Origin of the sequence: Trichocoleus sp. FACHB-90 (genome assembly GCF_014695505.1) — a bacterium.
Taxonomy (GTDB): domain Bacteria; phylum Cyanobacteriota; class Cyanobacteriia; order Cyanobacteriales; family FACHB-T130; genus Funiculus; species Funiculus sociatus.
In genome coordinates this window covers 23,809-48,214 of sequence record NZ_JACJOK010000042.1, presented here as the reverse complement: position 1 = coordinate 48,214, position 24,406 = coordinate 23,809, and the positions used below count along the sequence as shown (strand labels likewise).

At 46.8% G+C, this 24,406-nt stretch carries 25 protein-coding genes, 1 tRNA gene, 1 other RNA gene and 1 pseudogene; 15 read left to right on the top strand and 13 right to left on the bottom strand.

All coding sequences use genetic code 11. The features are described from left to right. Positions 1 to 8 precede the first annotated feature (8 nt). Positions 9 to 494, bottom strand: coding sequence for an allophycocyanin subunit alpha-B (gene apcD, locus H6F74_RS12425; RefSeq protein ID WP_190441331.1), 486 nt, complete (start codon positions 492 to 494; stop codon positions 9 to 11). 75 nt (positions 495 to 569) lie between these two features. On the opposite strand from apcD, the gene rlmD reads away from it, so the two are divergent. Together rlmD and H6F74_RS12415 are read left to right on the top strand one after the other, a co-directional pair. Further along, entirely contained in the window at positions 570 to 1,985 is a 1,416-nt protein-coding gene (gene rlmD / locus H6F74_RS12420; protein WP_190441328.1) for a 23S rRNA (uracil(1939)-C(5))-methyltransferase RlmD, read from the top strand. Between the two features lie 431 nt (positions 1,986 to 2,416). Then, positions 2,417 to 2,866 (top strand): ATP-binding protein, encoded by a 450-nt coding sequence (locus H6F74_RS12415; RefSeq protein WP_190441325.1) that lies wholly within the window; start codon positions 2,417 to 2,419, stop codon positions 2,864 to 2,866. Between the two features lie 93 nt (positions 2,867 to 2,959). Here H6F74_RS12415 and H6F74_RS12410 read toward each other — a convergent pair whose 3' ends face one another. Further along, positions 2,960 to 3,235 (bottom strand): DUF6439 family protein, encoded by a 276-nt coding sequence (locus H6F74_RS12410; protein WP_190441322.1) that lies wholly within the window; start codon positions 3,233 to 3,235, stop codon positions 2,960 to 2,962. Between the two features lie 143 nt (positions 3,236 to 3,378). Here H6F74_RS12410 and H6F74_RS12405 point away from each other — a divergent pair, with 143 nt between their 5' ends. The 3 genes from H6F74_RS12405 to H6F74_RS12395 are packed head-to-tail and all read left to right on the top strand — an operon-like array spanning position 3,379 to position 5,796. After that, positions 3,379 to 3,741, top strand: a complete 363-nt coding sequence (locus H6F74_RS12405; protein WP_190441321.1) for a DUF2203 domain-containing protein — start codon at positions 3,379 to 3,381, stop codon at positions 3,739 to 3,741. 24 nt (positions 3,742 to 3,765) lie between these two features. After that, positions 3,766 to 5,154 (top strand): asparagine--tRNA ligase, encoded by a 1,389-nt coding sequence (gene asnS, locus H6F74_RS12400; protein ID WP_190441318.1) that lies wholly within the window; start codon positions 3,766 to 3,768, stop codon positions 5,152 to 5,154. Between the two features lie 3 nt (positions 5,155 to 5,157). Next, the gene (locus H6F74_RS12395) at positions 5,158 to 5,796 is read left to right on the top strand and encodes a type I restriction endonuclease (protein WP_190441315.1); all 639 of its coding nucleotides are present in this window, start codon (positions 5,158 to 5,160) and stop codon (positions 5,794 to 5,796) included. 177 nt (positions 5,797 to 5,973) lie between these two features. On the opposite strand, the gene H6F74_RS12390 is transcribed toward H6F74_RS12395, so the two are convergent. Further along, positions 5,974 to 6,690: a dihydrofolate reductase family protein gene (locus tag H6F74_RS12390; RefSeq protein ID WP_190441312.1), complete on the bottom strand. Its 717-nt coding sequence runs from the start codon at positions 6,688 to 6,690 to the stop codon at positions 5,974 to 5,976. Positions 6,691 to 6,958: 268 nt separating this feature from the next. Between H6F74_RS12390 and H6F74_RS12385 the strand changes: the two genes are divergently transcribed. Continuing rightward, positions 6,959 to 9,037 carry a hybrid sensor histidine kinase/response regulator gene (locus H6F74_RS12385; RefSeq protein ID WP_190441310.1) on the top strand — a complete coding sequence of 693 codons (2,079 nt, stop codon included), beginning with the start codon at positions 6,959 to 6,961 and terminating at the stop codon, positions 9,035 to 9,037. 21 nt (positions 9,038 to 9,058) lie between these two features. Here the strand turns inward: H6F74_RS12385 and H6F74_RS12380 are convergent, their stop codons facing one another. From H6F74_RS12380 to rnpB, 3 genes are all read right to left on the bottom strand, one after another. Next, positions 9,059 to 10,171, bottom strand: a complete 1,113-nt coding sequence (locus tag H6F74_RS12380; RefSeq protein ID WP_190441307.1) for a Gfo/Idh/MocA family oxidoreductase — start codon at positions 10,169 to 10,171, stop codon at positions 9,059 to 9,061. 253 nt (positions 10,172 to 10,424) lie between these two features. Further along, entirely contained in the window at positions 10,425 to 11,138 is a 714-nt protein-coding gene (gene rnc, locus H6F74_RS12375) for a ribonuclease III (protein ID WP_190441305.1), read from the bottom strand. A gap of 103 nt (positions 11,139 to 11,241) precedes the next feature. Continuing rightward, positions 11,242 to 11,637, bottom strand: an RNA gene (gene rnpB / locus H6F74_RS12370) — RNase P RNA component class A. Between the two features lie 185 nt (positions 11,638 to 11,822). Between rnpB and H6F74_RS12365 the strand changes: the two genes are divergently transcribed. The 3 genes from H6F74_RS12365 (at position 11,823) to H6F74_RS12355 (ending at position 14,810) form a co-directional block, all read left to right on the top strand. Beyond that, positions 11,823 to 12,701, top strand: a complete 879-nt coding sequence (locus tag H6F74_RS12365; RefSeq protein WP_190441302.1) for a 6-carboxytetrahydropterin synthase — start codon at positions 11,823 to 11,825, stop codon at positions 12,699 to 12,701. A 217-nt stretch (positions 12,702 to 12,918) separates the two neighbouring features. Then, positions 12,919 to 13,995, top strand: a complete 1,077-nt coding sequence (locus H6F74_RS12360; protein WP_190441300.1) for a tetratricopeptide repeat protein — start codon at positions 12,919 to 12,921, stop codon at positions 13,993 to 13,995. A 362-nt stretch (positions 13,996 to 14,357) separates the two neighbouring features. Beyond that, positions 14,358 to 14,810, top strand: coding sequence for a CAAD domain-containing protein (locus H6F74_RS12355; protein WP_242022037.1), 453 nt, complete (start codon positions 14,358 to 14,360; stop codon positions 14,808 to 14,810). Positions 14,811 to 14,911: 101 nt separating this feature from the next. Here H6F74_RS12355 and H6F74_RS12350 read toward each other — a convergent pair whose 3' ends face one another. The 3 genes from H6F74_RS12350 to H6F74_RS12340 all read right to left on the bottom strand — a co-directional run bounded on the left by H6F74_RS12350 (position 14,912) and on the right by H6F74_RS12340 (position 16,701). Beyond that, positions 14,912 to 15,508 (bottom strand): pentapeptide repeat-containing protein, encoded by a 597-nt coding sequence (locus H6F74_RS12350; RefSeq protein WP_190441296.1) that lies wholly within the window; start codon positions 15,506 to 15,508, stop codon positions 14,912 to 14,914. Positions 15,509 to 15,605: 97 nt separating this feature from the next. Continuing rightward, positions 15,606 to 16,442 (bottom strand): pentapeptide repeat-containing protein, encoded by an 837-nt coding sequence (locus tag H6F74_RS12345; protein WP_190441293.1) that lies wholly within the window; start codon positions 16,440 to 16,442, stop codon positions 15,606 to 15,608. Then, on the bottom strand, positions 16,429 to 16,701 hold the full coding sequence (locus tag H6F74_RS12340; protein ID WP_190441290.1) for a hypothetical protein: 273 nt from the start codon (positions 16,699 to 16,701) through the stop codon (positions 16,429 to 16,431). The genes H6F74_RS12345 and H6F74_RS12340 overlap by 14 nt, the downstream gene beginning before the upstream one ends. Before the next feature lie 490 nt (positions 16,702 to 17,191). Between H6F74_RS12340 and ilvD the strand changes: the two genes are divergently transcribed. The 3 genes and pseudogenes from ilvD to H6F74_RS12325 all read left to right on the top strand — a co-directional run bounded on the left by ilvD (position 17,192) and on the right by H6F74_RS12325 (position 20,354). Continuing rightward, the gene (gene ilvD / locus H6F74_RS12335; protein WP_190441288.1) at positions 17,192 to 18,877 is read left to right on the top strand and encodes a dihydroxy-acid dehydratase; all 1,686 of its coding nucleotides are present in this window, start codon (positions 17,192 to 17,194) and stop codon (positions 18,875 to 18,877) included. Between the two features lie 365 nt (positions 18,878 to 19,242). Then, positions 19,243 to 19,590, top strand: a pseudogene (locus tag H6F74_RS12330) (cytochrome P450); the annotation flags it as partial. Positions 19,591 to 19,595: 5 nt separating this feature from the next. After that, entirely contained in the window at positions 19,596 to 20,354 is a 759-nt protein-coding gene (locus H6F74_RS12325; RefSeq protein ID WP_190441285.1) for a hypothetical protein, read from the top strand. Between the two features lie 44 nt (positions 20,355 to 20,398). Here the strand turns inward: H6F74_RS12325 and H6F74_RS12320 are convergent. The 4 genes from H6F74_RS12320 to H6F74_RS29640 form a co-directional block, all read right to left on the bottom strand. Continuing rightward, positions 20,399 to 20,471 (bottom strand) — tRNA-Thr (locus H6F74_RS12320). Further along, positions 20,445 to 20,567 carry a hypothetical protein gene (locus H6F74_RS30545; protein ID WP_277875798.1) on the bottom strand — a complete coding sequence of 41 codons (123 nt, stop codon included), beginning with the start codon at positions 20,565 to 20,567 and terminating at the stop codon, positions 20,445 to 20,447. The genes H6F74_RS12320 and H6F74_RS30545 overlap by 27 nt, the downstream gene beginning before the upstream one ends. Before the next feature lie 62 nt (positions 20,568 to 20,629). Continuing rightward, a complete protein-coding gene (locus H6F74_RS31010; RefSeq protein ID WP_347269510.1) occupies positions 20,630 to 21,061 on the bottom strand; it encodes an HNH endonuclease in 432 nt (143 codons plus the stop codon). A gap of 48 nt (positions 21,062 to 21,109) precedes the next feature. After that, entirely contained in the window at positions 21,110 to 21,364 is a 255-nt protein-coding gene (locus H6F74_RS29640) for a hypothetical protein (protein WP_206756309.1), read from the bottom strand. Here H6F74_RS29640 and H6F74_RS12310 point away from each other — a divergent pair. The 3 genes from H6F74_RS12310 to cysW all read left to right on the top strand — a co-directional run bounded on the left by H6F74_RS12310 (position 21,363) and on the right by cysW (position 24,397). Continuing rightward, positions 21,363 to 22,484 (top strand): sulfate ABC transporter substrate-binding protein, encoded by a 1,122-nt coding sequence (locus H6F74_RS12310; RefSeq protein WP_190441281.1) that lies wholly within the window; start codon positions 21,363 to 21,365, stop codon positions 22,482 to 22,484. The genes H6F74_RS29640 and H6F74_RS12310 overlap by 2 nt on opposite strands. 184 nt (positions 22,485 to 22,668) lie before the next feature. Beyond that, entirely contained in the window at positions 22,669 to 23,526 is an 858-nt protein-coding gene (gene cysT / locus H6F74_RS12305; RefSeq protein ID WP_190441278.1) for a sulfate ABC transporter permease subunit CysT, read from the top strand. Further along, positions 23,516 to 24,397, top strand: coding sequence for a sulfate ABC transporter permease subunit CysW (gene cysW / locus H6F74_RS12300; protein WP_190441276.1), 882 nt, complete (start codon positions 23,516 to 23,518; stop codon positions 24,395 to 24,397). Before cysT ends, cysW begins: the two co-directional genes overlap by 11 nt. Positions 24,398 to 24,406: the final 9 nt, after the last annotated feature.

Here is a 24,406-nt window from a genome sequence, read left to right as displayed (position 1 = left end):
CGCTAGAATTAAGACATGGCTTGAATGATGTAATCAAAGTAGGGAGCGGCAGCGATCGCATCTTCCTCTCCCAATAAGTCAAGAGATGCTTTTTTCAAGCAACGGATTGACTCAACCATGCCTGGAACAGGTACGCCGAGGGAGTTATACATTTCCCGCACACCAATCAAACCAATTTTTTCAATCGGTTCTTTGTCACCCGCAAGAACTCCGTAGGTGATTAGACGCAAGTACCAGCCATAATCGCGCAGGCATAGCGCCCGTTGGCGCTCCCCGTAGGCATTACCGCCAGGGGCGATAAAGTCGGGGCGTTTCTGCCAGAGTTGCTTGCTGGCTTGTTGAACAATTTTTTTCTCATTTTCGGCTAGCGTGGCAGCAATCCGCGTCCGCTGTAGCCCTGTTTCCAAAAATTCTTTGATGCTCTTGAGTTCGCCGCTGCTGGGATAACGCAGTTCGTCGTCGGCTTTAAGAATAACTTGGCTTATTACACTCATGGTATTGGGATATATCGGGATATCATTCGTTAGTTTAACGACTTGGTGGGACACAAATAAAGGGAAGGAAATACTATGTCACTAACAAAAGTGCTGGATACTGGTGCCAACGGGGCTAACGAAGCTCAGTGGAAACAAGGTGAATTGGTAGAAGCGGTCATTAGCGATCTCAGCGATAGCGGTGAAGGAGTAGGACGAATCGGGGACAGAGTGGTATTTGTAGCAGATACTGTTCCCGGCGATCGCGTCCTAGTTCGATTAGTACGAGTCAAACCCCAATACGCTCATGGTAAGCTGCACGAGATACTAGAAGCGTCCGCTTCCCGCATCCGTCCTGGCTGTATCGTTGCAGATAAGTGCGGCGGTTGTCAGTGGCAACATATTAACTATGAGTCTCAGCTTGAAGCCAAGCGCAATCAAGTAATTCAAGCCCTACAACGCATCGGCGGATTCAACCAGCCACCAGTCGATCCCCTCCTGGCAGCTGAATCTCCTTTGGGTTATCGCAACAAAGCCACCTATCCCCTCAAAAGGTCATCCACAGGTCAAGTACAAACAGGATACTACCAAAAAGGCAGCCACCACCTGATTAACCTGAATCAGTGTCCAGTGCAAGATCCCCGCTTAAATCCCCTGCTTGCTGAAGTCAAGCAAGACATCCAAAAACGGGGTTGGGGAATTTACGACGAAAAACTGCACCGGGGGAAAGTGCGTCACCTATCCCTGCGGATTGGGCGACGCACTGGCGAAATATTGCTAACTTTGGTAGTAAAAGACTGGAACTTGGTGGATATTGAGGCTCAAGCGCAAGAATGGCTAACTCGCTATCCGCAGTTAGTGGGTGTCTCGCTGAATCTCAACCCAGACCGCACAAATGCAATTTTTGGGACAGAAACTCGTTCTATTGCTGGTCAGTCTTACTTGTGCGAGGAATTCGCTGGCTTACAGTTCCAGGTGCGCCCGGATACATTTTTCCAGGTGTATACAGAGCAAGCTGAAGGATTGTTGCAGGTCATTATAGACCAGTTGAATCTGCAAGGCAACGAGGTGCTTGTTGATGCCTACTGCGGCATTGGCACCTTAACTCTGCCCTTGGCGCAGCGGGTGCGGCAAGCAATTGGCTTAGAGGTGCAGCCAGAAGCAGTTGAACAAGCAACTCTAAATGCTCAGTTAAATAATATTACCAATGCGACGTTTCAGGCGGGAGCGGTGGAGACATTACTACCGCAGCTAGATGTCACGCCGGATATTGTGCTAATTGATCCCCCGCGCCAGGGATGCGATCGCGCTGTACTCGAAACCCTCCTCAAAACCAAGCCCCGCCAGATTGTCTACGTCAGTTGTAAACCTGCTACCCTAGCCCGCGACCTGAAATTATTGTCTCAAGGAGATAGCAACTATCAATTAACCCGCGTACAACCCGCTGACTTCTTCCCGCAAACGTCTCACGTCGAGTGCGCCGCCTTCTTGGTACTAAGCGATCCCACCTAACCAAGCTTTTTGTTCACCTTAAAGGTAGCTTTTTTCGCAGATTTTGTTACAATAAAGGAGGTGGTTTTCCCTACTACTTATGGGCTAGAAACCACACCTCTAGAGGTCACAAGGCAAGCGAATTAGTCGCTTTTTGTTGGCAAGTTTGCCAAAACCAGCAGCTAACTAACAAAAATGCAATTAATCTCATCTTAATAAAAATGAGATTACCGCGCTTTGCATACGAAATACAACGCTTGTGGCGATAGGTTTATAAAGCCTGGACATCATCTCGAAGATACCTATGATGCTGTTTTTTCCCTTACGGAAAGATGAGTCCAAAACCACAAGTCTCAAAACTTACAAGTCTCAAAGGTGTATAGCGCTAACGCGCATACCCATCATGATCGGACTGTTAATTCTATTGAATGAAAGTCTAGAGGTTTTTTTGAGTGATTGCTATCTCACAGCGTCCGATGGGACGAACTTCGGGCATGATTAGCTTCGCTTCTACCCTCTATCTTTGTCCCGTTCTGGATCTGCTGCTAGCAGAGATTCCCGAAAGGTGGCAAGCGGAAATTAGACTAGGGCTGCAAGAAGCGCTAGTCAATGCAGCGAAACACGGCAATAAACTAGATCCTAGTAAAACGGTTTCGGTACGCTTTTCGGTGGTAGAAGGTCAGTATTGGTGGGTAATCTCAGACGAAGGAGTGGGCTTTTCTCCTCCCTGCGACTGCCGTTGCGATCCCGAAGAATTCCTCCCTCACGACGAGTCTGAAAGCGGTAGAGGGATGTGTATCCTCCACCAAATCTTCGATCAAGTTCACTGGAACCATCAGGGAACGGAACTGAGACTCTGCAAGCAAGTTAAAAATCGCTTCCGCAACCCCCTAATTCGGTAAAAAAGGCAAAAGTAAAAAACAAAAAAATAAGTTTAATGACTAATTTAACTTTTTTGTTTAACTTTTCTTTTTTATCTTTACTTTTGCCTTCCTTTAGCGACCATGTGTTGGACAAGGCGGTGCTGAGATAGATTTGTCTAGCCATCCGGAAGCCTGCTGGAAACGAACCAAGGCTTCTTCTGGCTGATCTTTCAGGAGAAATACCAGTGCGGCGGCGGCTTGTTCGCCAGCGCGAACTTTGCGGTTAGACTTGAGACGATGCCAATCATTGGGAGTAATGGCAAGACGTTCTGCTAGGGCTTGAGCTAGTTCTAAGGTAGTAAATTCGTTCAAAATGGCGGTTTTAGAAAGCTGGCTGGGCTGAGACATACTGTAAAGTTGGTAATTGGTAATTGGGAAAAGTTAGGAGCCTGGAGTCAAGAGTTGTTAATTTAAAACTCATAACTCAAAACGCGATATATCGCGTCTCCACAAAACCCTTGAAGGTATCGTATTTATCCCTACTGTAGTGTATGCCGCCCGAAGCGCCCCTGCCATCGTCCAGCGATGAAGTAGATTTAAGCCAAGAAATCGCAGCAGTTGAGCAAAATCTTGCCCTCCTCAAAGAACGTTATGCTCAAGTGCAGCAAGACACGCAGCGTCAGGGTGAACTTCAGCAGCGTTTAAACTCTGTGCAGAAAGAATTACGTCGCAACCCATCCCAAGAAGTGCAAGCCGAGTTACAGCGCCTCAAACAAGAACTCGAAACCATAGAATTTAACCTAGAAAGCCGTCTATTTTCTTGGGACGCTTTTAAAGAACCTTTTTGGCAAGCTGTCCGCTTTGCAGGACTGGGCATTGTTGTAGGCTGGATACTAAAGTCCTGTGCTGGATAGATTGGTTTTGGGCGAGGTAGAAATATGGTGAAGCGGATTGTAGATATTTTACGAAATGGTCAACCTGAAGAATCTGTCACAGTTCAGGGCTGGGTACGCACGAAACGGGAATCGAAGGAATTTGCCTTTCTGGAAGTCAATGATGGCTCATCAATGGCTAACCTGCAAGTTGTACTCAATCAGGATCTGCCAAACTACGCCGAGGTAATTAAGCAGCTAAATACGGGTGCATCCGTAGAAATTGCTGGGGTGCTAGTACCTTCTCTGGGGAAAGGACAGCGGATTGAGTTAAAGTCCCAAACGGTGAAAGTCTACGGGGAGGCTGATCCCGAAAGTTATCCCCTGCAAAAGAAACGCCACTCGTTTGAGTTTTTGCGGACAATTGGACACTTGCGATCGCGTACTAATTCTTTTGGCGCAGTTTTCCGCGTCCGCAACGCCTGCTCTTACGCCATCCACCAATTTTTTCAAGAGCGGGGATTCCTCTGGATTCACACTCCCATCATCAGCGCTAGCGACTGTGAAGGCGCGGGAGAGATGTTTACCGTTACCAGCCTCAACCTGAAGAATGTCCCCCGCACAGAGGCTCAAGAGGTCGATTACAGCCAAGATTTCTTCGGTCGTCCCGCTTACCTCACCGTCAGCGGACAACTGGAAGCCGAAGTTATGGCGATGGCTTTTAGCAATGTATACACTTTTGGCCCCACTTTCCGGGCAGAAAACTCTAACACTTCTCGCCACTTGGCAGAATTTTGGATGGTGGAGCCTGAGATGGCTTTTTGCGACTTGGAAGGCGATATGGATTTAGCCGAAGCCTTCCTGAAGCACATTTTCAAGTATGTGATGGAAACTTGCCCAGAAGACATGGAGTTTTTCAATCAGCGAATTGATAACTCCGTTCTCGCCACCGCTGAAAATATTATCAATAACCAGTTTGAGCGCCTGACTTATACGGATGCGATCGCGCTCCTTGAAAAAACTGATAAAACCTTTGAGTATCCCGTCAAATGGGGCTTGGATTTGCAGTCAGAACACGAACGTTATCTAGCAGAAGAAGTATTCAAGAAACCCGTCATCCTCACAGATTATCCAACAGAAATAAAAGCCTTTTATATGCGCCTGAACGACGACGAAAAAACCGTCCGGGCGATGGATATCCTCGCTCCAAAAATAGGCGAAATTATTGGAGGTTCGCAGCGAGAAGAACGTTTGGAAGTTTTACAGCGCCGGATAGAAGCTCAAGGTTTAAATCCGGCTGATTATTGGTGGTATCTCGACTTACGCCGATACGGAACTGTACCTCATGCTGGCTTTGGTTTAGGCTTTGAAAGATTGGTGCAATTTATGACCGGAATGGGCAATATCCGAGATGTAATTCCCTTCCCGCGTGCGCCTTTGACTGTGGATTTTTAAGCAATGGTCGCAATAATTCCTATTGCCGAAAACATCACTACTCTGGCTCAGGTAGAGGATAAATATAACCTCACGCAAGCCGACAGCGATGAATTTTTCTCTGAATGGTTTGAAGGTTTGCCTGAAATTACCGACCAAGAAAAAGAAACCTTGGATAGGGTGAAAACAAGATACCACTACCACAGGAAAGGAGGGCCTTTAGCGGAAGGAACCGTTAATTTAATGGTGTTGTCTCCGCTACTGGAACTCGCTGGTTTCTACGATTATCCCTTTAAAATTAGTGCGGAACCAACTGTACAAATCTCCTTTGAAGACAAAGAGGAAATCTATCGGGGACGCATTGATGTTTTAGTGCTGCAAGAGCAATTGTGGGTTTTGGTATTTGAGTCGAAGCGTACAACATTCAACATGGATATTGCCATCCCGCAAGCTTTGACTTACATGATGGGTCATCCTATCCAGAATAAACCTACTTATGGCATGGTGACAAATGGTAGCTATTTCATGTTCCTTAAGCTGGTAAGAGGTGACTCGCCGCAGTATGCTTTGTCAGATGATTTCTCGCTCTACCGTCGTCGCAATGAATTATACGATGTAGTGCGGGTTTTAAGGCGAATTGGGAGAGCGATCGCGCATTCCTGATTCGCTTGGTTTTAGGCTCAAGATTAACGACTGGCGGACGTTTGTGAACCTCAGTCGAACGATGAACTGTGGTTTAAAGCAAAATGTTTTAAATCGTGGATATAGCAATTTGTTTATGGCTGCTGAACGCCCATAAACCCGATAGATTTATCGAAACCGGGTTTAAAGATAGCATTTTTACAACTGTAAATTAACTGGATCGCGTTGTCGCCGATAGTGTAAAAAAACTTCCTGTTCAATTGTATGAACTGACAATAATTCCAGACGAGGTGCCAAATCTGGCAAAAATCCCGAACCTTCCACAGGTGTAGGCGCTGTTGCACCCCCCAGAATTACCGGACACACAGTTAGCCACAATTCATCGATCAAATCAACTGCAAACAGCGATGCTACAAGTTCCCCGCCCCCCAAAACAGCCAAACTTTGCAAACCCAACTCCGAAAATTGGGCAAAAGCAGCAATCCAGTTGAATCCTTCTCTTGTCCCGTCAACCACCAACACCCGCTCAAATTCTGCGCGTCCTTCCCAGCGTCTAGCACCAGCATATGTAGTAAGCAACCAGCGGGGTACAGGTTGACGAAAAAAGCGCCATTCGGGATCTAAATCCCCTAAAGAGGAGCAAACAATTTGCACAGGCTGCGGCGATTTGCCACACTGTAGTCGTAAGGTGAGCAGTTCTGGATTAGAAACGCTCAATGTTGTCCCATAAGCGCGGAGAGTACCTGCACCAAACAAAACGCCATCAGCTTGAGAAACTTGTTTTTCCAAGTGAATGCGATCGCTACCAGAAGAAAACCTTGCGCGATCGCGTCGCACATCCGCAATCTTGCCATCAGCACTCATAGCTAAAATAACCGTCGTCGAAGGACGTTTCCCGGCAAGATTTGCAGTCATGGCTGCTGAAGGCGATAAAATAATTAATTTTACATTAATTATTTTTTATACTGAGGTATTTGGTGTAGAAATTCCGCAAAGTCAACCTTCCCAGGCTATACGAGAATCAAAGAACCGTTCTAGGATGTAATGGATCTGTCAGAAAGTATCGCTTGCCCGACACGATTAACCAAGAAAAAAAGTAGGCTAATCAATACCCCATTCTGGCAAGGTGAGTTATTTATAGTTGTTACAGCTTGGGTTTTACACCTCAAATTAGAGACTTCCTATGGCTAAGCCGGGTCAATCCTCCTTCCGTCGCATCCTGCTGTCACGCATTTTGCTTTTGAGCGTCCCGGTGCTACTGATGGGGGTGTATGTAACCTACAGAAAAGCACGATCTAGCATACTGGAAACAGCTCGCCAAAATCTTACCGAAAGCGCGGTTAAGAAAGGAGAGAGCATTAGCGAGTCAATCAAAACGCTCTCTACCAACCTGGTGAGTGCAAGTGAATCAGTGGTGCTGCAATCGGGATCGCCATACCAAAAGCAAGAATTTTTAGACCAACTCGCCAAACAATTGCCTACGCAAGTCCAGTGCCTTCAGCTCGTCAGCATCGACACCCAAAATCTTGCCGCTAGCACTTGCGGGGAACAGGCAATTAGTGGGTTTTCAGCTTCTGAGTGGTCACAGCAAGAAACGGCATTACTCTTAGACCCCTCTCAAGTGCAGGTGAAAGCGCTACTTCCGGGAACCTCACCGTTAGATTCTACTGCCAAGCCGAGTAAAAACGCCTCAAAAAGCCAACTCAGGTTGGTTTTAAGTGCGCCTGTTTATGACAGCGCAGGTTCCCTCCGTTATGCCCTGAGCGTCCAGTCAGCCTTGCTTAAACAAGAGCGTGGCAAGCCGGGATCTTTGGTGGGCTATCCGGTCGTGATTGCCCAGGATGGAACGATTTTGGCGCATCCAATCGCCCAGCGAGTGGGGCGAAATATTGAGCAGGAGGCAGATGGCGAAAGACTCAAAACGGTGATGAAGAATGCGATCGCAGATCAACCGCCGAACTTTCTCCACCTGTTCTCTTTTGAAAAAAATGGTGTAGAATTACTAGCTGGCTACTCCGCAATTTCCAGTCCCATTACCACCCAGCCAGATCACAAGTGGATTATCTTAGCCGTCACTCGCCTAGACAGCGCTCTTTCTGGTCTGACGGAAATTCAACAAGTTCTGGTGGTTCTGACATTTGGCTTAATCGCCGCTAGCCTGTTGGCAACCCTGTATATATCTCGCGAACTGGCGCTACCTCTGGAGCAATTGCGAGATTACGCCGGAACTGAGGGACACCTACACTCAATAGACCGAGTTCCCCACAACTTCAAAATTCGAGAGTTCAATCAATTATCTGAAGCCCTCGATAGTATGGTAGAGCGGCTCAAAGCTTGGGCAGAAGAACTCGAAACCGCATGGAAAGAAGCACAAGCAGCTAACCAACTGAAAAATGAATTTCTGGCGAATACTTCCCATGAATTAAGAACCCCTCTAAATGCCATCATTGGCTGCATCCGACTGGTACGGGATGACTGCTGCGATGATCGAGAAGAGGAAATGGATTTTTTACAGCGAGCCGATGATGCAGCGATTCACCTGCTGGGAATTATAAATGATGTTTTGGACATTGCCAAAATTGAAGCAGGCAAGCTTTCCGTAGTCTTAGAGCCACTTGATTTGCGAAAGTTGCTCAAGGATGTGATAGATTTACAGGCTGTTCAAATTCATCAGAAAGGTTTGCAGTTCATTACGCCAGACCTGCAAGAGCCGATTACTGTCCATGCTGATCCCGCAAAGCTCAAGCAGGTGCTGCTGAATGTCGTTGGCAACGCCACGAAGTTCACCGACCAAGGCAGCATCACCATTACCATCCGCATAGAGAAGCATAATGGCAAACAGGCTGCCCACAGCCTCTCCTCCCCTAGCCCTTCCTTAGTAGGAGGGCAAGAGGCAAGACCTGAAGAATCCGTTTCTAGCCTTTCTCGCAGCCTCTCGCCAACAGCCTTCAGTTCTGCAAAAGAACGCCTTTCACCGCCTTTGCTTGTTGTTGTGACGGTTCAGGATACCGGGATAGGTATTGAACCGACTCAACAGCATAAACTCTTTCGCCCCTTTGTGATGATTGATGGTACAACCACGCGCAAGTTTGGCGGCACAGGCCTTGGCCTTGCTATTTCCCGAAACTTAATGGAATTAATGGGAGGTAGCATTACTTTGTCGAGTGCTGGGATAGGGTTTGGCACGGCAGTTGAGATTACTTTGCCTATATTAGATCCTTCAGCTTTGCCAATTGAATCTACCAATGGAGCTAAAAATTAAAAAGGAAAAATTGAAGAATCCCTAATTTTTAATTGCCTGGGGAACTGTAACTATTCGTCCTCCCTGTTGCAAGGATTCGCTCAAACAACTGAGAATCTGTACTAGCTGGACACCAACCCAACCGGAAGAAATCTCAGAAGGTTGGTTTTGGCGGATAGATAAAAGAAAGCGATCGCAAACTCTCCCTAATGGTTCGCCCGGTTCCAGGCTGACCACTTCAAGGCTTTGATTAACTGGCGTGTAAGGACTACTATCGGTTTTTTCAAACCGTCCATGCTGAATAGTTAGGGGTGTCTGTGTCTGTAACTCATCAAAAATCAAAGTCCCCTCACTTCCCGCTACACACAAACGTCGCTGTTTATCAGGATTGAGCCAGCACAGATGAATAAATGCTTGAAAGCCACTGGGGTAGGTAAGCGTTACCCAAACTAAATCTGCCAAACCGCTTGTATTTTGATCCCCCTTTTTTAGCGGGGATTGAGGGGTATTGAATTGTGGATTTGGGATTTGGGATTCCGCTTGCTGTAGCCAGACAGTACCAGTGGCTTGCACTTGAGTTGGTGTTTCCGAAAGCCAGTTGTTAAAAATAGCGATGTCGTGAATGGCTAAGTCCCATAAAGCATCAACATCAAAGCGCACTGGCCCTAAATGAGTACGGGCGGCGTAACCATAACGCAAATCTCCCAAAATGCCAGACAGAACTACAGCTTTGCCGCGCTCAACAGCCGGGTGAAACAAATAGGTGTGGTCTACAAAAAGTTGCCGCTGCTGTTGTTGAGCTAACTCGCACAGTTGCAAAGATTCAGAGGGGTCGAGAGTAAGAGGTTTTTCTGCCAGGACGTGATAGCCAAGACGTAGAGCATCAGCGATCAGATTGTAGTGCGAAGAAGCTGGGGTAGCGATCGCTACTGCCTGAACTTCTGGCATCAAGCGCACTTGTGACCACTCAGTTGCCAGAACAACATCAGAGTTTAACTCAAACCGCTTTTTTACTGCCTCCAAGCGATCGCGGCTATGGTCTACCACCGCCACCAGGCGAGCTTGGGGATGCTCCAGAAAATTTCGCACCAAGTGTACTCCCCATCGCCCAGCGCCCAACACAGCAACCCCAATCCTCTCTAAGCTGTCAGCCATTAATTTAAACTTTGAACAATCAGTTTAAACTCCAGAATAACTTCTGACCGAACTGGGGACTAGGGGATTGGGGGCTGGGGATTGGGGACTGGGGACTAGGGGCTGGGGACTAGGGGCTAGGGGCTGGGGACTAGGGGCTAGGGGCTGGGGACTAGGGGCTGGGGACTAGGGGCTAGGGGCTAGGGGCTGGGGACTAGGGACTAGGTAAGACTTTTTCCCAATCCCCAATCCCCAATTCCCAATCCCCAATCCCTCATTCTTCATCCCCTATGCTTAAAAAAGCCTCCTTAGCCGCAGCTTGTTCGGCAGCTTTTTTAGAGTGTCCTTTGCCTTGACCTAATAGCCGCCCCTGAAACCAAACCTCAGCTGAGAACCGCTCTGGATCGCCATGAAACCGTCTGGTTTCCTTGACGCGATACTCGGGAAGTGTTTGGTAATGGGCTTGCGTCCATTCTTGCAGGGCATCTTTATAATTTTGGTAGGCTGGGTCAGTGCGGATTTCTGATGACAGATATTTAAAGTGAGGGTCAAGCCAGGGGCGCACCAGTTCCAATGTATGGGTACTTAGGTAGAGTGCGCCCAGCACAGCTTCAAAAGCGTCTGCCATCCGTGATGTCAAACCTGCTTTATCGCCAGCAGCACTTTCAGAAACCAGTAGGTAGCGATCCAGCCCATAACTATCAGCAATTCGGGCGAGAGTGCGATCGCTCACCAATACCTTCCGAATTGCCGAAAACTCACCCACCGAACAATTCGGATAAATTTCCCATAACAACTCAGAAGCCGCCATCCGCACTACTGCATCCCCCAAAAACTCCAGTTGCTCATAATTTCCCGATGGTGAGACTGTTGGGTGCGTCAGCGCCAAATCAAGAAGCGGCCATTGCACTGGTGCCTGTTCTGGGAGTCCCAATTTTTGAATTAATTTCTCCAGTTGCTTCTGACGGCGAGGATCTTTGAAAGTCATAAACCGATATAGGGGCGAAGCATTGCCACTGATAATTGCCTGAGATTAATTACAATTTTTGCTCACAAATGCTTTGCCCCAAAATCCCAAATCAAAAATAGAGGGAGAGAGTCGGACATAAGCCGGGTTCTGTTCTACCTAGCAGCTGTGCCGCCAAGAGGGCGGTTATCTATCTGGGACACCTGTTACCAGATGCCTCAAGCGGTTAAATTAGCGGAACCGGGAAAAGACCAACCGTGGTTCCTACCTTGCTCCCAACCGGGGTTTACCGAGCCAGCGACTCTCGACGCTGCTGGTGCGCTCTTACCGCACCTTTGCACCCTTACCAAGCAATTTTGAATCTAAAATCTAAAATCCAAAATCGGTTGGCGGTATCTTTCTGTGGCACTATCCTCACGGTCGCCCGCACTGGGCGTTACCCAGCAAGTTTGGTCTTTCGGGAGTCCGGACTTTCCTCAGACTCGGTATGAACGAGTCCGCAACCACCTGCGCCTACTCTCTCCCAATATCCAGTTTGGCATAATCTCAAGCGCTATTCTATTACCGGAATTATCACTTTGCTTCCCGACATTTTTCAGCATAAATACTCAATTTTAGTAAAACTTAAAGAACAACAGCGGAAATTAGATTATCCTGATAAAAGAACTTTTAATGTAACTTTACAATTTGGCTGATAAAGAAAATATGAGATGCATCATTAACCGCCGCGCTCAGTTTTCAGCAAGTCATCGGTACTGGTTGCCAGAACTGAGTGAAGCAGAGAATATTGAGCGCTTTGGTCGCTGCACTCAGTCGCCTGGACACGGACACAATTATGTTCTGTTTGTCTCCTTGGCGGGCGAACTGGATCAGTATGGCATGGTGCAGAACTTGTCACAGGTAAAACGGGTTATCAAGCAGGAAGTCACCAGCCAGTTAGACTTCTCTTATCTAAACGATGCCTGGTCGGAATTTCAACAAACTTTACCCACAACAGAAAATCTAGCGCGAACCATTTGGCAGCGACTCGCTCCTCACTTACCGCTGGTAAATATTCAACTATTTGAACATCCTGAACTCTGGGCTGACTATCAAGGAAACGGTATGGAAGCTTATCTGACAATTGGTACCCACTTTAGCGCTGCTCATCGGCTAGCGCTTCCCGATCTCAGTTATGAAGAAAACTGCGAGATTTATGGCAAATGCGCTCGTCCCAATGGTCACGGTCACAATTATCATCTGGAAGTGACGGTCAAAGGCGAAATTGACCCCCGCACTGGGATGCTTGTTGATTTAGGGGCTTTGCAAAAGGTAGTAGATGACTATGTGGTGGAGCCGTTCGATCATACGTTCCTGAACAAAGACATTGCCTATTTTGCCTTAGTTGTTCCCACGGCAGAAAACATCGCCGTGCATATTCGTAATCTTCTGTCTTCTCCAATTCGGGAACTAGGAGCTGAGCTGCATAAGATAAAACTGGTTGAAAGCCCGAATAATTCTTGTGAAGTTTACTGCACTGACACCGTTGTAGATGCAGCTGAGATGCAAAATAGCGATCGCGTTCTGACTCAGGTTTCCGCTTGAGGGTTCACCCGTTGCGATCTCAATGAAAGCAGAATTAGGGAGGCTAAAGCCTCCCTTTGTTCTTCACACAAGCTTTTTGCTGCCTTTATCAAACTTTTTCCCAGAATTTGAGCAACTCATGGTAAATTAACTTGCCAATTTGGGAACTATAGAAACAGACAACAATAGCCTCATGCCGTTTCGCGGTGCTAGCGAATCAAGGTCTTGAGAGAAAAATATGGATTGCCCGGTTAAATACCACAACTACGAACCAGAACGCATCATACCTCAGGAGGGGCGGGAAACCCTTGTGTCTACGAGTAATAACACCGCTAGTAGCGAGGTGCCGACAACGAAAAACCATTTACCAAAAGCGCAAGCCGACCAACTGATCGAGCAAGGGGTGCAGCAGCACCAGTACGGTCAATTGGAGCAAGCGGTGCAGTCTTTTCAAGAGGCTCACGCAGCCTACTGCGAACTCAAAGACCGACGGGGAGCGGGAAGAACCCTGGGCAATCTCGGACTCGTGTATTATGCTTTGGGAGACTTTGCCAAAGCAATTGAGTATTCTCTGCAAAGTTTAGCGATCGCCAAAGTCATCCAAGACCGACGTTTAGAAAGTCAGGCGCTAGGAAATATCGGCAATGCCTACCGTCACCTGGGCAACCACGCCAAAGCCATTGAGCATCAGCAACAGAGTCTAATGGTGGTGCGAGAACTCAAAGACTCCGCAGGAGAAGTAGCGGCGCTGAACAATCTCGGACTAGCTTACAAGGCTCTAGGAGATTACATTAACGCCATTGACTACCAGAATCAGGCTTTGACAGTAGCGCGGAATATCCGAGACGATCAGGCAGAGGGGCAGATCCTGAGAAATCTGGCGAATGCTTGCTATGCCGTAGGGGATTACACCAAGGCAATTGATTACTATCAGCAGCGGTTGGTACTGGTGCAGCAGAGTGGCGATCGCCGGGTCGAGGCACAAATTCTGAGAAACTTGGGGAATGCTTGCTATGCCATTGGTGACTACCAGGCGGCAATTGAGTATGCTAAACAGCGCCTTGCGATCGCTATTGCTATAAATGACCCCCGCGCCCAAGAGCAGGCACTTTCCCATCTAGGAGTAGCTTACGAGGCATTGGGAGACTACGCTACAGCAATTGAATACTACGAGCAACGCTTGTTCATGGCACGAGTCCTCCAAGACCGCCGGATAGAGGGGCAGGCTCTAGGAAGTCTCAGGGTCGCTTGCTATGCTTTGGGCGACTACGCGAAAGTGATGGAATACGACCACCAAGGTTTAATGAATAGTTAAAAATTAATTAAAGTAACTTATTGATTCCAGGTTAATTCCAGGTATTTTTTTTGGCGTTCTCAAGAAATACCTCTACCGTATACCTCTAGGCTCTTGTTTCTCATTCATCTACCTGAAACTAATAGCCAGCAAAAAAGTTTTTTTATTTTTTTAATTTTTAATTTCCTCTAGTCCCGCTTTTGGGGGATGTATGGCCGCCTCAGTCCGGATTATCACTAAGTTTTAACAGAAAAAATGCTGGAGTCAATGAAGTATTCCAGGGGTGTCTGATAATATGAGCAAAAGTAATTCACCCCGTAATTGTACCCAGCTGTCTTGCATAAACAATAAACAGTGGTACTTAAGACAACCATATGGAGGAAATGGATACCATGCAAACGTCTGAATATTCTGATATCGCCCCAGATGCTGAGAAGACCAAGGTAGAAGTGAAAGTTGACGCACCGGGGGGCTTGGCAGCACTACCCCCAGCCAGCGAATCATCAGAAAAGTGGCGGCAAATTGGAGAACAAATTTCCGGATTCTTCGCAGAACTACCAGAGTACTTGGGTGAGTTTTTCTCCGAGTACCAGCGTCCGCTGACCACGTTGGGTCTGATATTAGCTAGCGTCATCACCGTTAAGGTGACGTTGGCGGTGCTGGATGCCATCAATGATATTCCCCTGCTAGCGCCTACTTTTGAACTGGTAGGAATTGGCTACTCAGCTTGGTTTGTTTACCGTTATCTACTGCGGGCCTCTAATCGTCAGGAGCTATCAGAAGAGTTTAAAACTCTCAAAGGGCAAGTTCTCGGTCAAGACACCATGAGCCAGTAAATTTTCTACTCTCAAAAAAGTAGAGACGCGAGGAGCATCGCGTCTCTACAAACCAATGGTAGAGAGCGATCGCATTTGGGTGACGATCGCTTCTCTGTAGCTCATAAATTTAAAGTAGAGCGATCGCCGACTATCGGCACGACCGCCCCTTCCAAATTTGCCCCGCTCAAATCGGCTCCACTCAGGTCGGTTTCAGTTAAGTCGGCTTGAGTTAGATTCGCTTCCATTAAGTCGGTTCTGTTCAGATTAACCCCAATTAGTAGGGCGCTACTTAGGTTGGCTTGACAGAGGATCGCATCGCTAAGGTTAGCATAGCTCAAGTTTGCCCTTCTCAAATCTGCCCCAGTCAGATTCGCCCCCGTCAAGTTGGCTCCGGAGAGTTCAGCTCCAATCGGTTCAGTTTTAACCAGTCTGGCACCAATTAATCTGGCATTATCAAAATTTGTCCCAATCAGATCGGCACCTGTTAAATCAGCACCAGTAAGGTCAGATCGACTCAAGTTAGCTCCGCTGAGATCGGCTTTGCTTAGGTTTACCCCCCGCAGGTTGGCTCCCACCAAGTTAACTCCCTCTAAAATGGCTTCCCTTAAATCGCTCTGACACAGGTTGGCTCCTTCTAGGTTGGCTCCTTTGAGATCCACTTCCCGGAAATCCCGTTCTCCAGCGGCATATCGCTTTAAAATTTCATCTTCATCCATATCTACTGCCTCTAAATTGCTTCCGATTAGCTTGAAATTAAGAATTTGGGATACATTAATCGCCAATTCTTCAATCTAAAATCGCACAACTCGGTAGCTATTCGTGAGTGGCTGCATTAGGCATTATGGCACCGCTCATGTCCGCATCGCGGAGGTTAACCCGATTTAGGTTGGCATCGATCAAAACGGCTTCAGTTAAAATTGCCCCAGTCAGGTTTGACCAGCATAGTTTTGAGCGGTACAGGTTGGCTCCGCTGAGATTAGCTCCCCGCAGGGTTGCCCAAGATATATTTGCTCCTCTAAGATTTGCCTTAGACAAATTGACATTTGTCAGATTGGTTCCGCTCAGATTAGCTCGGCTCAAGTCTGCCGCAGATAGGTTCGCTCCAATGCCAGACGCTCCATTCAAGATAGCGTTGGATAAATTTGCCTTTTCCATGTTGGCTCCAATCAGGATGGCATTCGTCAAGTTAGCACCTTCCATGTTGGCTCCAACTAAGATGGCATTCGTCAAATTGGCTCGACTCAAGGGTGCATACATGAGTTTTGCTCCACTGAGATTGGCATCGCGGAGAATAGTTTCACTTAAAAGAGCGTAATTCAGGTTAGCTCCTCTCAGGTTGGCTCCACTCATATTTGCGGCTCGCAGGCTAGCATCGCTTAAATTCGCCTCACTCAGATTCGCCTCGCTCAGGTTGGCTCCAATCAGGTTAGCCTCGCTCAGGTTAGCACGTAGGATGGCACCAGCCATATTCGCTTCTCGGAGGTTAACACCGATCATTAATGCCCCAATCAGGTTAGCCTCGCGCAGATCCGCCCCTCGTAAGTTGACTTCGCTAAGGTCAATGCCCATCAGGTCTGCCTTCCGCAGGTTTACTTCCCGAAAATCCCTTTGACCTGCGGCGTAGAGCTGTTTCACTTCATCGGCATCCATCTAGACCTCCCTCATAGGTACTGCCGCTATTGATAAAAAAGGCTCTCAAGCTCTTTCCTATAGCGTCTGGTGATTGGCGATCGCGCTCTATACCCACTGCCCAATAGTGGAATGATAGAAAATCAACACCAAAAATCGGTGTCGGAATCGAAAATTTGAAGTTTTCACACGGAACCAAGACACGTTGAGGTAGGAAGTTATACTCATCGTGAAACCTTGAGGGCGTAAAACCTTTTGGGTAAAAAGGTACAGCGGACATTTGTATTAGATCCTTCACTTTGATCGAGACTCAAAAACGGTGGATATCACGTTTGAGTCAGGTCGGCTTACTTAATGGTTAGACAGCCGATGTAGATGCTCTCGTCGGCGGTCATGGGAACTTTCAAGAGCTAGTAGCCGCGAGTTCGGCAGAGCTTACACTATAACCGTAAGCTTTAGGGTGGGAGAAAGTCACTCTTATCTCACCTGGCTAACGAAGCGATTGAGGACATTGGCATCGCCTTAGTCATCCAGATAACCGCTATTGCTAGTGTCAAAATTTGCTACAAAATCCTATTCGTAACTTGACTGCTCTAGTCCGTTAAGTTAAGTCTAATTGTTACAAAATACCTCGGCGCTTATCAGCACTCAAAAGACAGCTATTTCACAGGAAAATTCCTGTAATCTAGTTAATAGAGAGATTTTGGTCTCAAGCGCCAAGAAAATCAAAGCTCTTCGAGTAATGGCTGATAGCCAGTAAAGGATAGAGAATGCCGGACAATTTTAGGAGCCAAGTCGTAACCCAAGGCGTACAGCGATCGCCCAACCGGGCGATGTTGCGTGCTGTGGGTTTTGGGGATCGGGATTTCACTAAACCCATTGTAGGCATTGCCAATGGGTACAGCACTATTACTCCATGCAATATGGGGTTAAACGAGTTGGCTTTACGGGCTGAGAGTGGGGCTAAAGAAGCTGGTGCGATGCCTCAGAAGTTCGGCACGATTACTATCAGTGACGGCATTTCGATGGGGACGGAGGGAATGAAATATTCTCTGGTGTCGCGAGAAGTAATTGCAGACTCGATTGAAACAGTCTGTAACGGGCAAAGTATGGATGGGGTACTGGCAATTGGCGGTTGCGATAAGAATATGCCAGGAGCGATGATTGCGATCGCTCGAATAAATATTCCCGCCATTTTCGTCTACGGCGGTACGATTAAACCGGGTCATCACAACGGGCGCGATTTGACTGTGGTCAGTTCCTTTGAAGCTGTCGGACAATTCAGCGCTGGGAAAATTGATGAGGTGGAGTTGCAGGAAGTAGAACGCAAGGCTTGCCCTGGTGCTGGTTCCTGTGGCGGAATGTACACTGCTAATACCATGTCTAGTGCTTTTGAGGCAATGGGGATGAGTTTGCCTTATTCCTCGACGATGGCAGCAGAAGATGCAGAAAAAGCCGACAGTGCAGAAAAATCTGCCTTTGTGCTGGTAGAAGCAATTAAAAAACAAATTTTGCCGCGTCAGATTCTCACCCGCCAGGCTTTTGAAAATGCCATTTCTGTGATCATGGCAGTGGGCGGTTCCACAAATGCCGTTTTGCATCTGCTGGCGATCGCTAATGCCGTCGGCGTAGAATTAACTTTGGACGACTTTGAAACAATTCGCGCCAAAGTTCCCGTACTCTGCGATCTCAAACCTAGCGGTCGGTATGTAGCAAATGATTTGCACAAAGCTGGTGGAATACCGCAGGTAATGAAGATGCTCCTGGTACGCGGTCTATTCCACGGCGATGCCCTCACCGTCACCGGGCAAACCATCGCCGAAGTATTGACAGATGTGCCAGAGGAGCCATCCCCTAACCAAGATGTCATCCGTCCTTGGAATAACCCCATGTATGCACAAGGACACTTAGCCATCCTGAGAGGAAATTTGGCCACAGAGGGGGCTGTAGCTAAAATTACCGGAGTCAAAATACCAACAATGACAGGCCCCGCGCGGGTGTTTGAATCTGAGGAAGCTTGCTTACAGGCAATTCTGGCGGGCAAGATTAATCGTGGTGATGTGCTGGTGATTCGCTACGAAGGCCCCAAGGGTGGCCCGGGAATGAGGGAAATGCTGGCTCCTACTTCTGCCCTTATCGGTGCTGGCTTGGGAGATGCTGTAGGCTTGATTACCGACGGACGCTTTTCGGGCGGTACATATGGGATGGTAGTCGGTCATGTGGCACCAGAGGCGGCTGTAGGGGGCGCGATCGCTCTCGTTGAAGAAGGCGATAGCATTACCATAGACGCACCAAATCGGCTGTTAAACCTCAACGTCACCGACGAAGAATTACAGCGGCGACGTGCTGCTTGGCAACCACCCACACCCCGTTATACAAAGGGCGTATTGGCAAAATATGCCAAATTGGTATCGTCTAGCAGTGTTGGTGCCGTGACAGATTTAAACTTGGGTTGATAAGTGAATTTGCTTGTCTAGTTATGGTTAGATGCAGAGGAATTTTATTTTCCCCTGCATCTACCCAGAAACCTTTACTTAAATCTCTATAATCGGCCAAATGAACAGCGCTTTAGGCTAGTCGCAACAACTTCTACCAGTTTCCACGTTCTCCAAACTCGTTTCGGAGCATCTTTTTTCGACACCTTGCCACAAACTTCCTGCGGCGACCAAAAATGATCGTTAAAGTCGTAGTATCCCACTGCTTTTGATCCAAGTTCTATAATCTTAGGATTCCCAAAAGTACAGAGGCTTGGAACGCAGAACCGAAAAAACTTTAACTTAGTTCACATAAATAACTAAACCCATTCCTGAAGTAGATGGCCTTTGAGTTTAAAGGCTACCATGCTCCCGCCGGGTGGATGGCACTATATTCAATTCTGGCAACCCATCGCATACCAACAATTTACCCCGAACCAGAGCGTTTCGAGCCAGACCGCTTCAGCCCCCAGCGCTAAGAACACAAACAGCGTCCTTTTAATTTAATTGGTTTCGGTGGCGGGCCGAGAATCTGTCTTGGAACTGCATTTGCCAAAATGGAAATGAAAATAGTCGCCGCCCGTTTACTGCGCGGCTACCAGTGGGAACTTGTACCCAATCAAAGTTTAGATTCTGTACAAGTTCCCACCTGTCGCCCCGAAGATGGGCTGCGCGTTCATTTCCAGCAGTTGTGAATTGTATGGCATTAGCACTTGATAATAAATTTGAAAGCCTTTCTGAAGTCTTTCAAAATACCAAAAATTCTCTGATTGAAAAGGCGGAAAAAGCAGCTTCCAGGGTTAACGACGCTACTAACAAAGGTGTTGAAACTGCTGCTCAAGCAAAAGATAAACTGACGATAACAACAGGTAAAGCCGTCAATACGCTAACGGAAACTGCAAAGCAAACAGGAGATTCTTTAAAAGATTCTGTTGATATTACTTTGAGAAAAGCTGAAAATTTTAGCAATGCAGTTTCTACAGAAGTTGACAAATCTCTGAGTGCTTTAATAGATCGCCGTCTCGATGCCATCAAGGTTTGGATTGATGCTCATCCAGTAATCTCCTGGGCAACTAAAGCACTACTTTGGGGACTTAATCACCCAATTCTTAGCGCAATTATCCTTTTATTAGTTATCTTTCTCCTCTGGCAATTGTTTAAAGCATTCGGTTCTATTGTCGAAAAAGGTTTCTTGTATATACTACAAGCCCCTTTCAAGTTGATTTATTCTTTAGTGACCAGCTTTAAACCGCTTGGTAATTTCGGAGTTGGGAGATTGACAATTAAACAGCACGAAGCGAATGTGCTAAGTTTAAATCCTGAAATCTCGACATCAATCAGCCACGAACATAAAGAAAGACTGACATCTATTCTTACCAGACTAGAGGCAATTAGGCAGGAGCAAGACGACCTATTACAGGAACTTAGAGGAATTCTTGCTTCTGATAAAGATAATTAATAGTTTTATTCAGGGCGACTTTTAATAGCGATCGCCTGAATTAAAGCTGGTGACAGGATTTGAACCTGCGACAGGTTGATTACAAATCAACTACTCTACCAACTGAGTTACACCAGCAGTTAAAAATACTATAGCAAAGTCAGGGTTATGTCCGCAAGCCTGACTCACCATTGATTTCTCCATGCGACCGAAGTTAGCTGGCGCAGCTTGCACAACTGGAGGAATACGACTGGCAATAAAGGCGCTTGATAAACTTGTGCTTTGTTTCTAAAGGGTTAGTCACTACTTTTAGACATAGTATGGTATAGCTGTTTGCGCCAATCTCTACCTTTCCCTTTATTTAACGCTTTGTAGGTTGGCGTAAGAGAGTGGCAATTAGGACATAAAAGGCGGAGATTTTCAAGTGTGTTGTTCTGCCAATCCCCATTTATATGATCGACTTCCAAAGGGATTTTACCCGTATGCGGATTTACCTCGCACCACGCACACAAAGAACATTTTTCGCCAAACTTACTAATTAAGAATCTTCTCACATGATTAGATACAGTACCGCATTTTTTGCCCCCGCTCTCATTTCCTTGCAACCAAGATACTACATAAAGTGTGTACTTATGGTCGCTTTGACAGCCGTTATCACAATACTTGTACCCTGCTCTTTTAGTCTCTCTTTCACAGCTCAAGCATCTGCTTCGCGGCTTTTTAGCCATTGGCATAAATAGCACCTTTATTAATAAGTTCAAATTTTATCGCATCAGTTACAAAAACCTAATTATGACTGATGGTTGTAAATTTTTATAAAAAAACCTTGCCAAGCTAACGCTAGGTTTAATCGAATTCCCAAGCATAGCGATCGCGTATACCGTTACGTGTGTGGCGAAGATAACCCCTGGAAAAATATCTAGCACAAGCGGCGCTTCCCACTCCCCAGTTTCTCCTAGATGCTGTAAGATATAACAACTTAAGTACGGTATCCCGACAGAGTAACCGGAGATTATAGGAGAACGTTTCATGGGTTTGTGGCAACAGGTGACTCAGCCGATAGCATCGAAAACTAGAAGCTGGCTTGAACTAAAATTTAGGAATTTTGTATCTTTGTTCCTAGTGGGGGTGAGTTTGAGTGTAGCGATCGCATCTTGCTCCCCCAACAGCTCTAATTCCCCGACAACAACCGCTGGTGGTTCTAGCCCAGCTGCCAAAACTGGCGATGTACAACTAACCCTCGTCTCCTACGCCGTCACCCGCGCCGCCTACGAGAAAATTATTCCCCAGTTCCAACAAGCGTGGAAACAGGAGAAAAACCAGAACGTCACCTTCAACCAAAGTTACGGTGGATCTGGTTCCCAAACTCGTGCTGTAGTTGATGGTTTAGAAGCCGATGTAGTCGCTTTAGCATTAGCGCTGGACACCAAGAAAATTGAGAAAGTTGGACTAATTCAACCAGGTTGGGAAACAGAAGCTCCCAACAATGCGATCGTGCATAAATCTGTCGCCGCTTTGGTTACTCGTAAAGGCAATCCTAAAGCAATTAAAACTTGGGCAGATTTAGCAAAAGATGGCGTAGCAGTAATTACAGCTAACCCAAAAACTTCTGGCGGCGCGAGGTGGAATTTCTTAGGTTTGTGGGGTTCTATAACCCAAGCTGGGGGTGACGATGCTAAAGCGCTCGATTACACCACCAAAGTTTTTAAAAACGTTCCCGTGCTACCCAGAGATGCGCGTGAAGCCAGCGATGTATTTTTCAAGCAAGGACAAGGAGATGTTTTAATCAACTACGAAAACGAGGTGCTTTTGGCTAAGCAGAATGGTCAAGAACTGCCTTATGTAGTACCCGACGTTAATATTTCTATTGACAACCCTGTTGCTGTTGTAGATAAAAACGTCGATAAACATGGAAATCGTGAAGTGGCTGAAGCCTTCGTCAAGTTTCTGTTTACACCAGCAGCTCAACGAGAATTTGCCAAAGTAGGATTCCGACCAGTTGACACCACTGTAGAAAAAGAAGTGGCTAACCAATATCCCCCAGTTAAAACCCTATTTACTGCTCAAGATATGGGTGGTTGGGATGATATCCAGCAGAAGTTTTTTGAAGATGGAGCAATATTTGACAAAATTCAGGCTGGCAGCAGATAAAATGCTGATGTTTTAATCAAATGCTCCCCTTCTGTTAGGGGAGGCTGAGCCTCCCTAAGCGCGTTTCCAGGTTGAGCCTGGAAACGAGAAATGAGTCCCCTCCTTACTAGCCGTAAGCTGAGTAACGAGAAAATAGAGGCTTTGCCTCGATTCATCCTAAACCTCGATCTTCATCCTTCAAAATATGGCTGTATCCGCTCCTCCTCAACGCGATCGCATTCGCAATAACCCATTTCACCAGCTCAGCAGAGTTTCCTGGCCTTGGCGAATAACATTAGGTTATCTCACCATAATGTTATTCTTGCCCGTAGCGGCGCTGATGTTGAAAGCAACAACCGTAGGAGCAATTGATTTTTGGAAAATTGCCACCAGTCCAGTTGCACTTGCAACCTATGATGTCACCTTCATTACAGCATTGATTGCCGCATTGATAAATGGATTTTTTGGCGTTTTAATTGCTTGGATTTTAGTTAGATACGATTTCCCATTCAAGCGCGTAATTGATGCCGCCATTGATCTGCCTTTTGCTTTGCCTACTTCAGTAGCAGGTTTAACCTTAGCAACCGTTTACAGCGATAACGGCTGGCTTGGTTCTCTGCTGGCACCTTTAGGAATTAAAGTAGCATTTACTCGCTTGGGTGTGGGAGTAGCGATGCTATTTATTTCCTTGCCTTTCGTAGTGCGAACTTTGCAGCCTGTGTTGCAGGAAATGGAAAAAGAAATCGAAGAAGCAGCTTGGTCTTTAGGTGCATCTAAATGGCAGACATTTTGGCGCGTTGTTTTGCCGCCTTTATTACCAGCAATTTTGACAGGCGTGGCACTAGGATTTTCCCGTGCTGTTGGCGAATACGGTTCGATTGTAATTGTAGCTGCCAACGTTCCATTTAAGGACTTAATTTCATCAGTGCTAATTATTCAGAGATTAGAGCAGTATGACTATGCTGGAGCGACTGTAATTGGCACCGTCCTGTTAGGAATTTCGCTGTTGGTACTTGTAGCAATTAACCTTTTACAAGCTTGGGGACGACGTTATGAACTCTAATTTAGCGGGAAAGTCTTTTAATCCAGGTTCAGGGGATTCCCAGTTATCTTCACCAAAACAGGAGCAAGGTTGGGTAAAGTTCGCTTTGATTGGTTTAGCGATCGCTTACTTAGCTTTAATCTTATTCATCCCTGCTTTCAACGTCTTTATACAAGCATTTAGAGAAGGAGTCGCGCCTTTCTTCCACAACCTGACAGAACCTGGTTTTCTCCATGCCGTAAAGCTCACAGTTTTGATTGCCCTAATTGTCGTGCCGATTAATACAGTTTTTGGGCTGTGTGCAGCTTGGGCGATCGCACGACATCAATTTCGGGGACGAGCCTTTGTCATTAGCCTTTTAGACATACCCTTCGCAGTCTCCCCCGTCGTCGCAGGTTTAATGATTGTCCTCCTCTACGGGCGAAATGGCTGGTTTGGGCCAATCCTAGGGGCAGCAAACATTAAAATTATTTTTGCCATGCCCGCAATGGTGCTGGCAAGTGCATTTATCACTATGCCATTTGTCGCCCGCGAAGTAATTCCCGTATTAGAAGAAGCAGGTTCCGATCAGGAAGAAGCTGCTAAAACTTTGGGTGCTAGTGACTGGCAAATATTCTGGCGCGTCACCCTGCCGAATATTCGCTGGGGTTTACTCTACGGCGTCATTTTGACCAATGCACGAGTCATGGGTGAATTTGGTGCTGTTTCAGTTGTGTCTGGCAACATTATTGGCCAAACTCAAACCCTGCCCTTATTTGTCGAGGAAGCCTACAAGCAATATCAAACTCAAGCAGCATTCTCCGCTGCCGTACTGCTTGGTGGTTTGGCATTAGTCACCCTTGTTCTGAAAGAAATTTTAGAGCGTAAAACCCGTATCGAAGATGTTGAATAGGAGACGTTA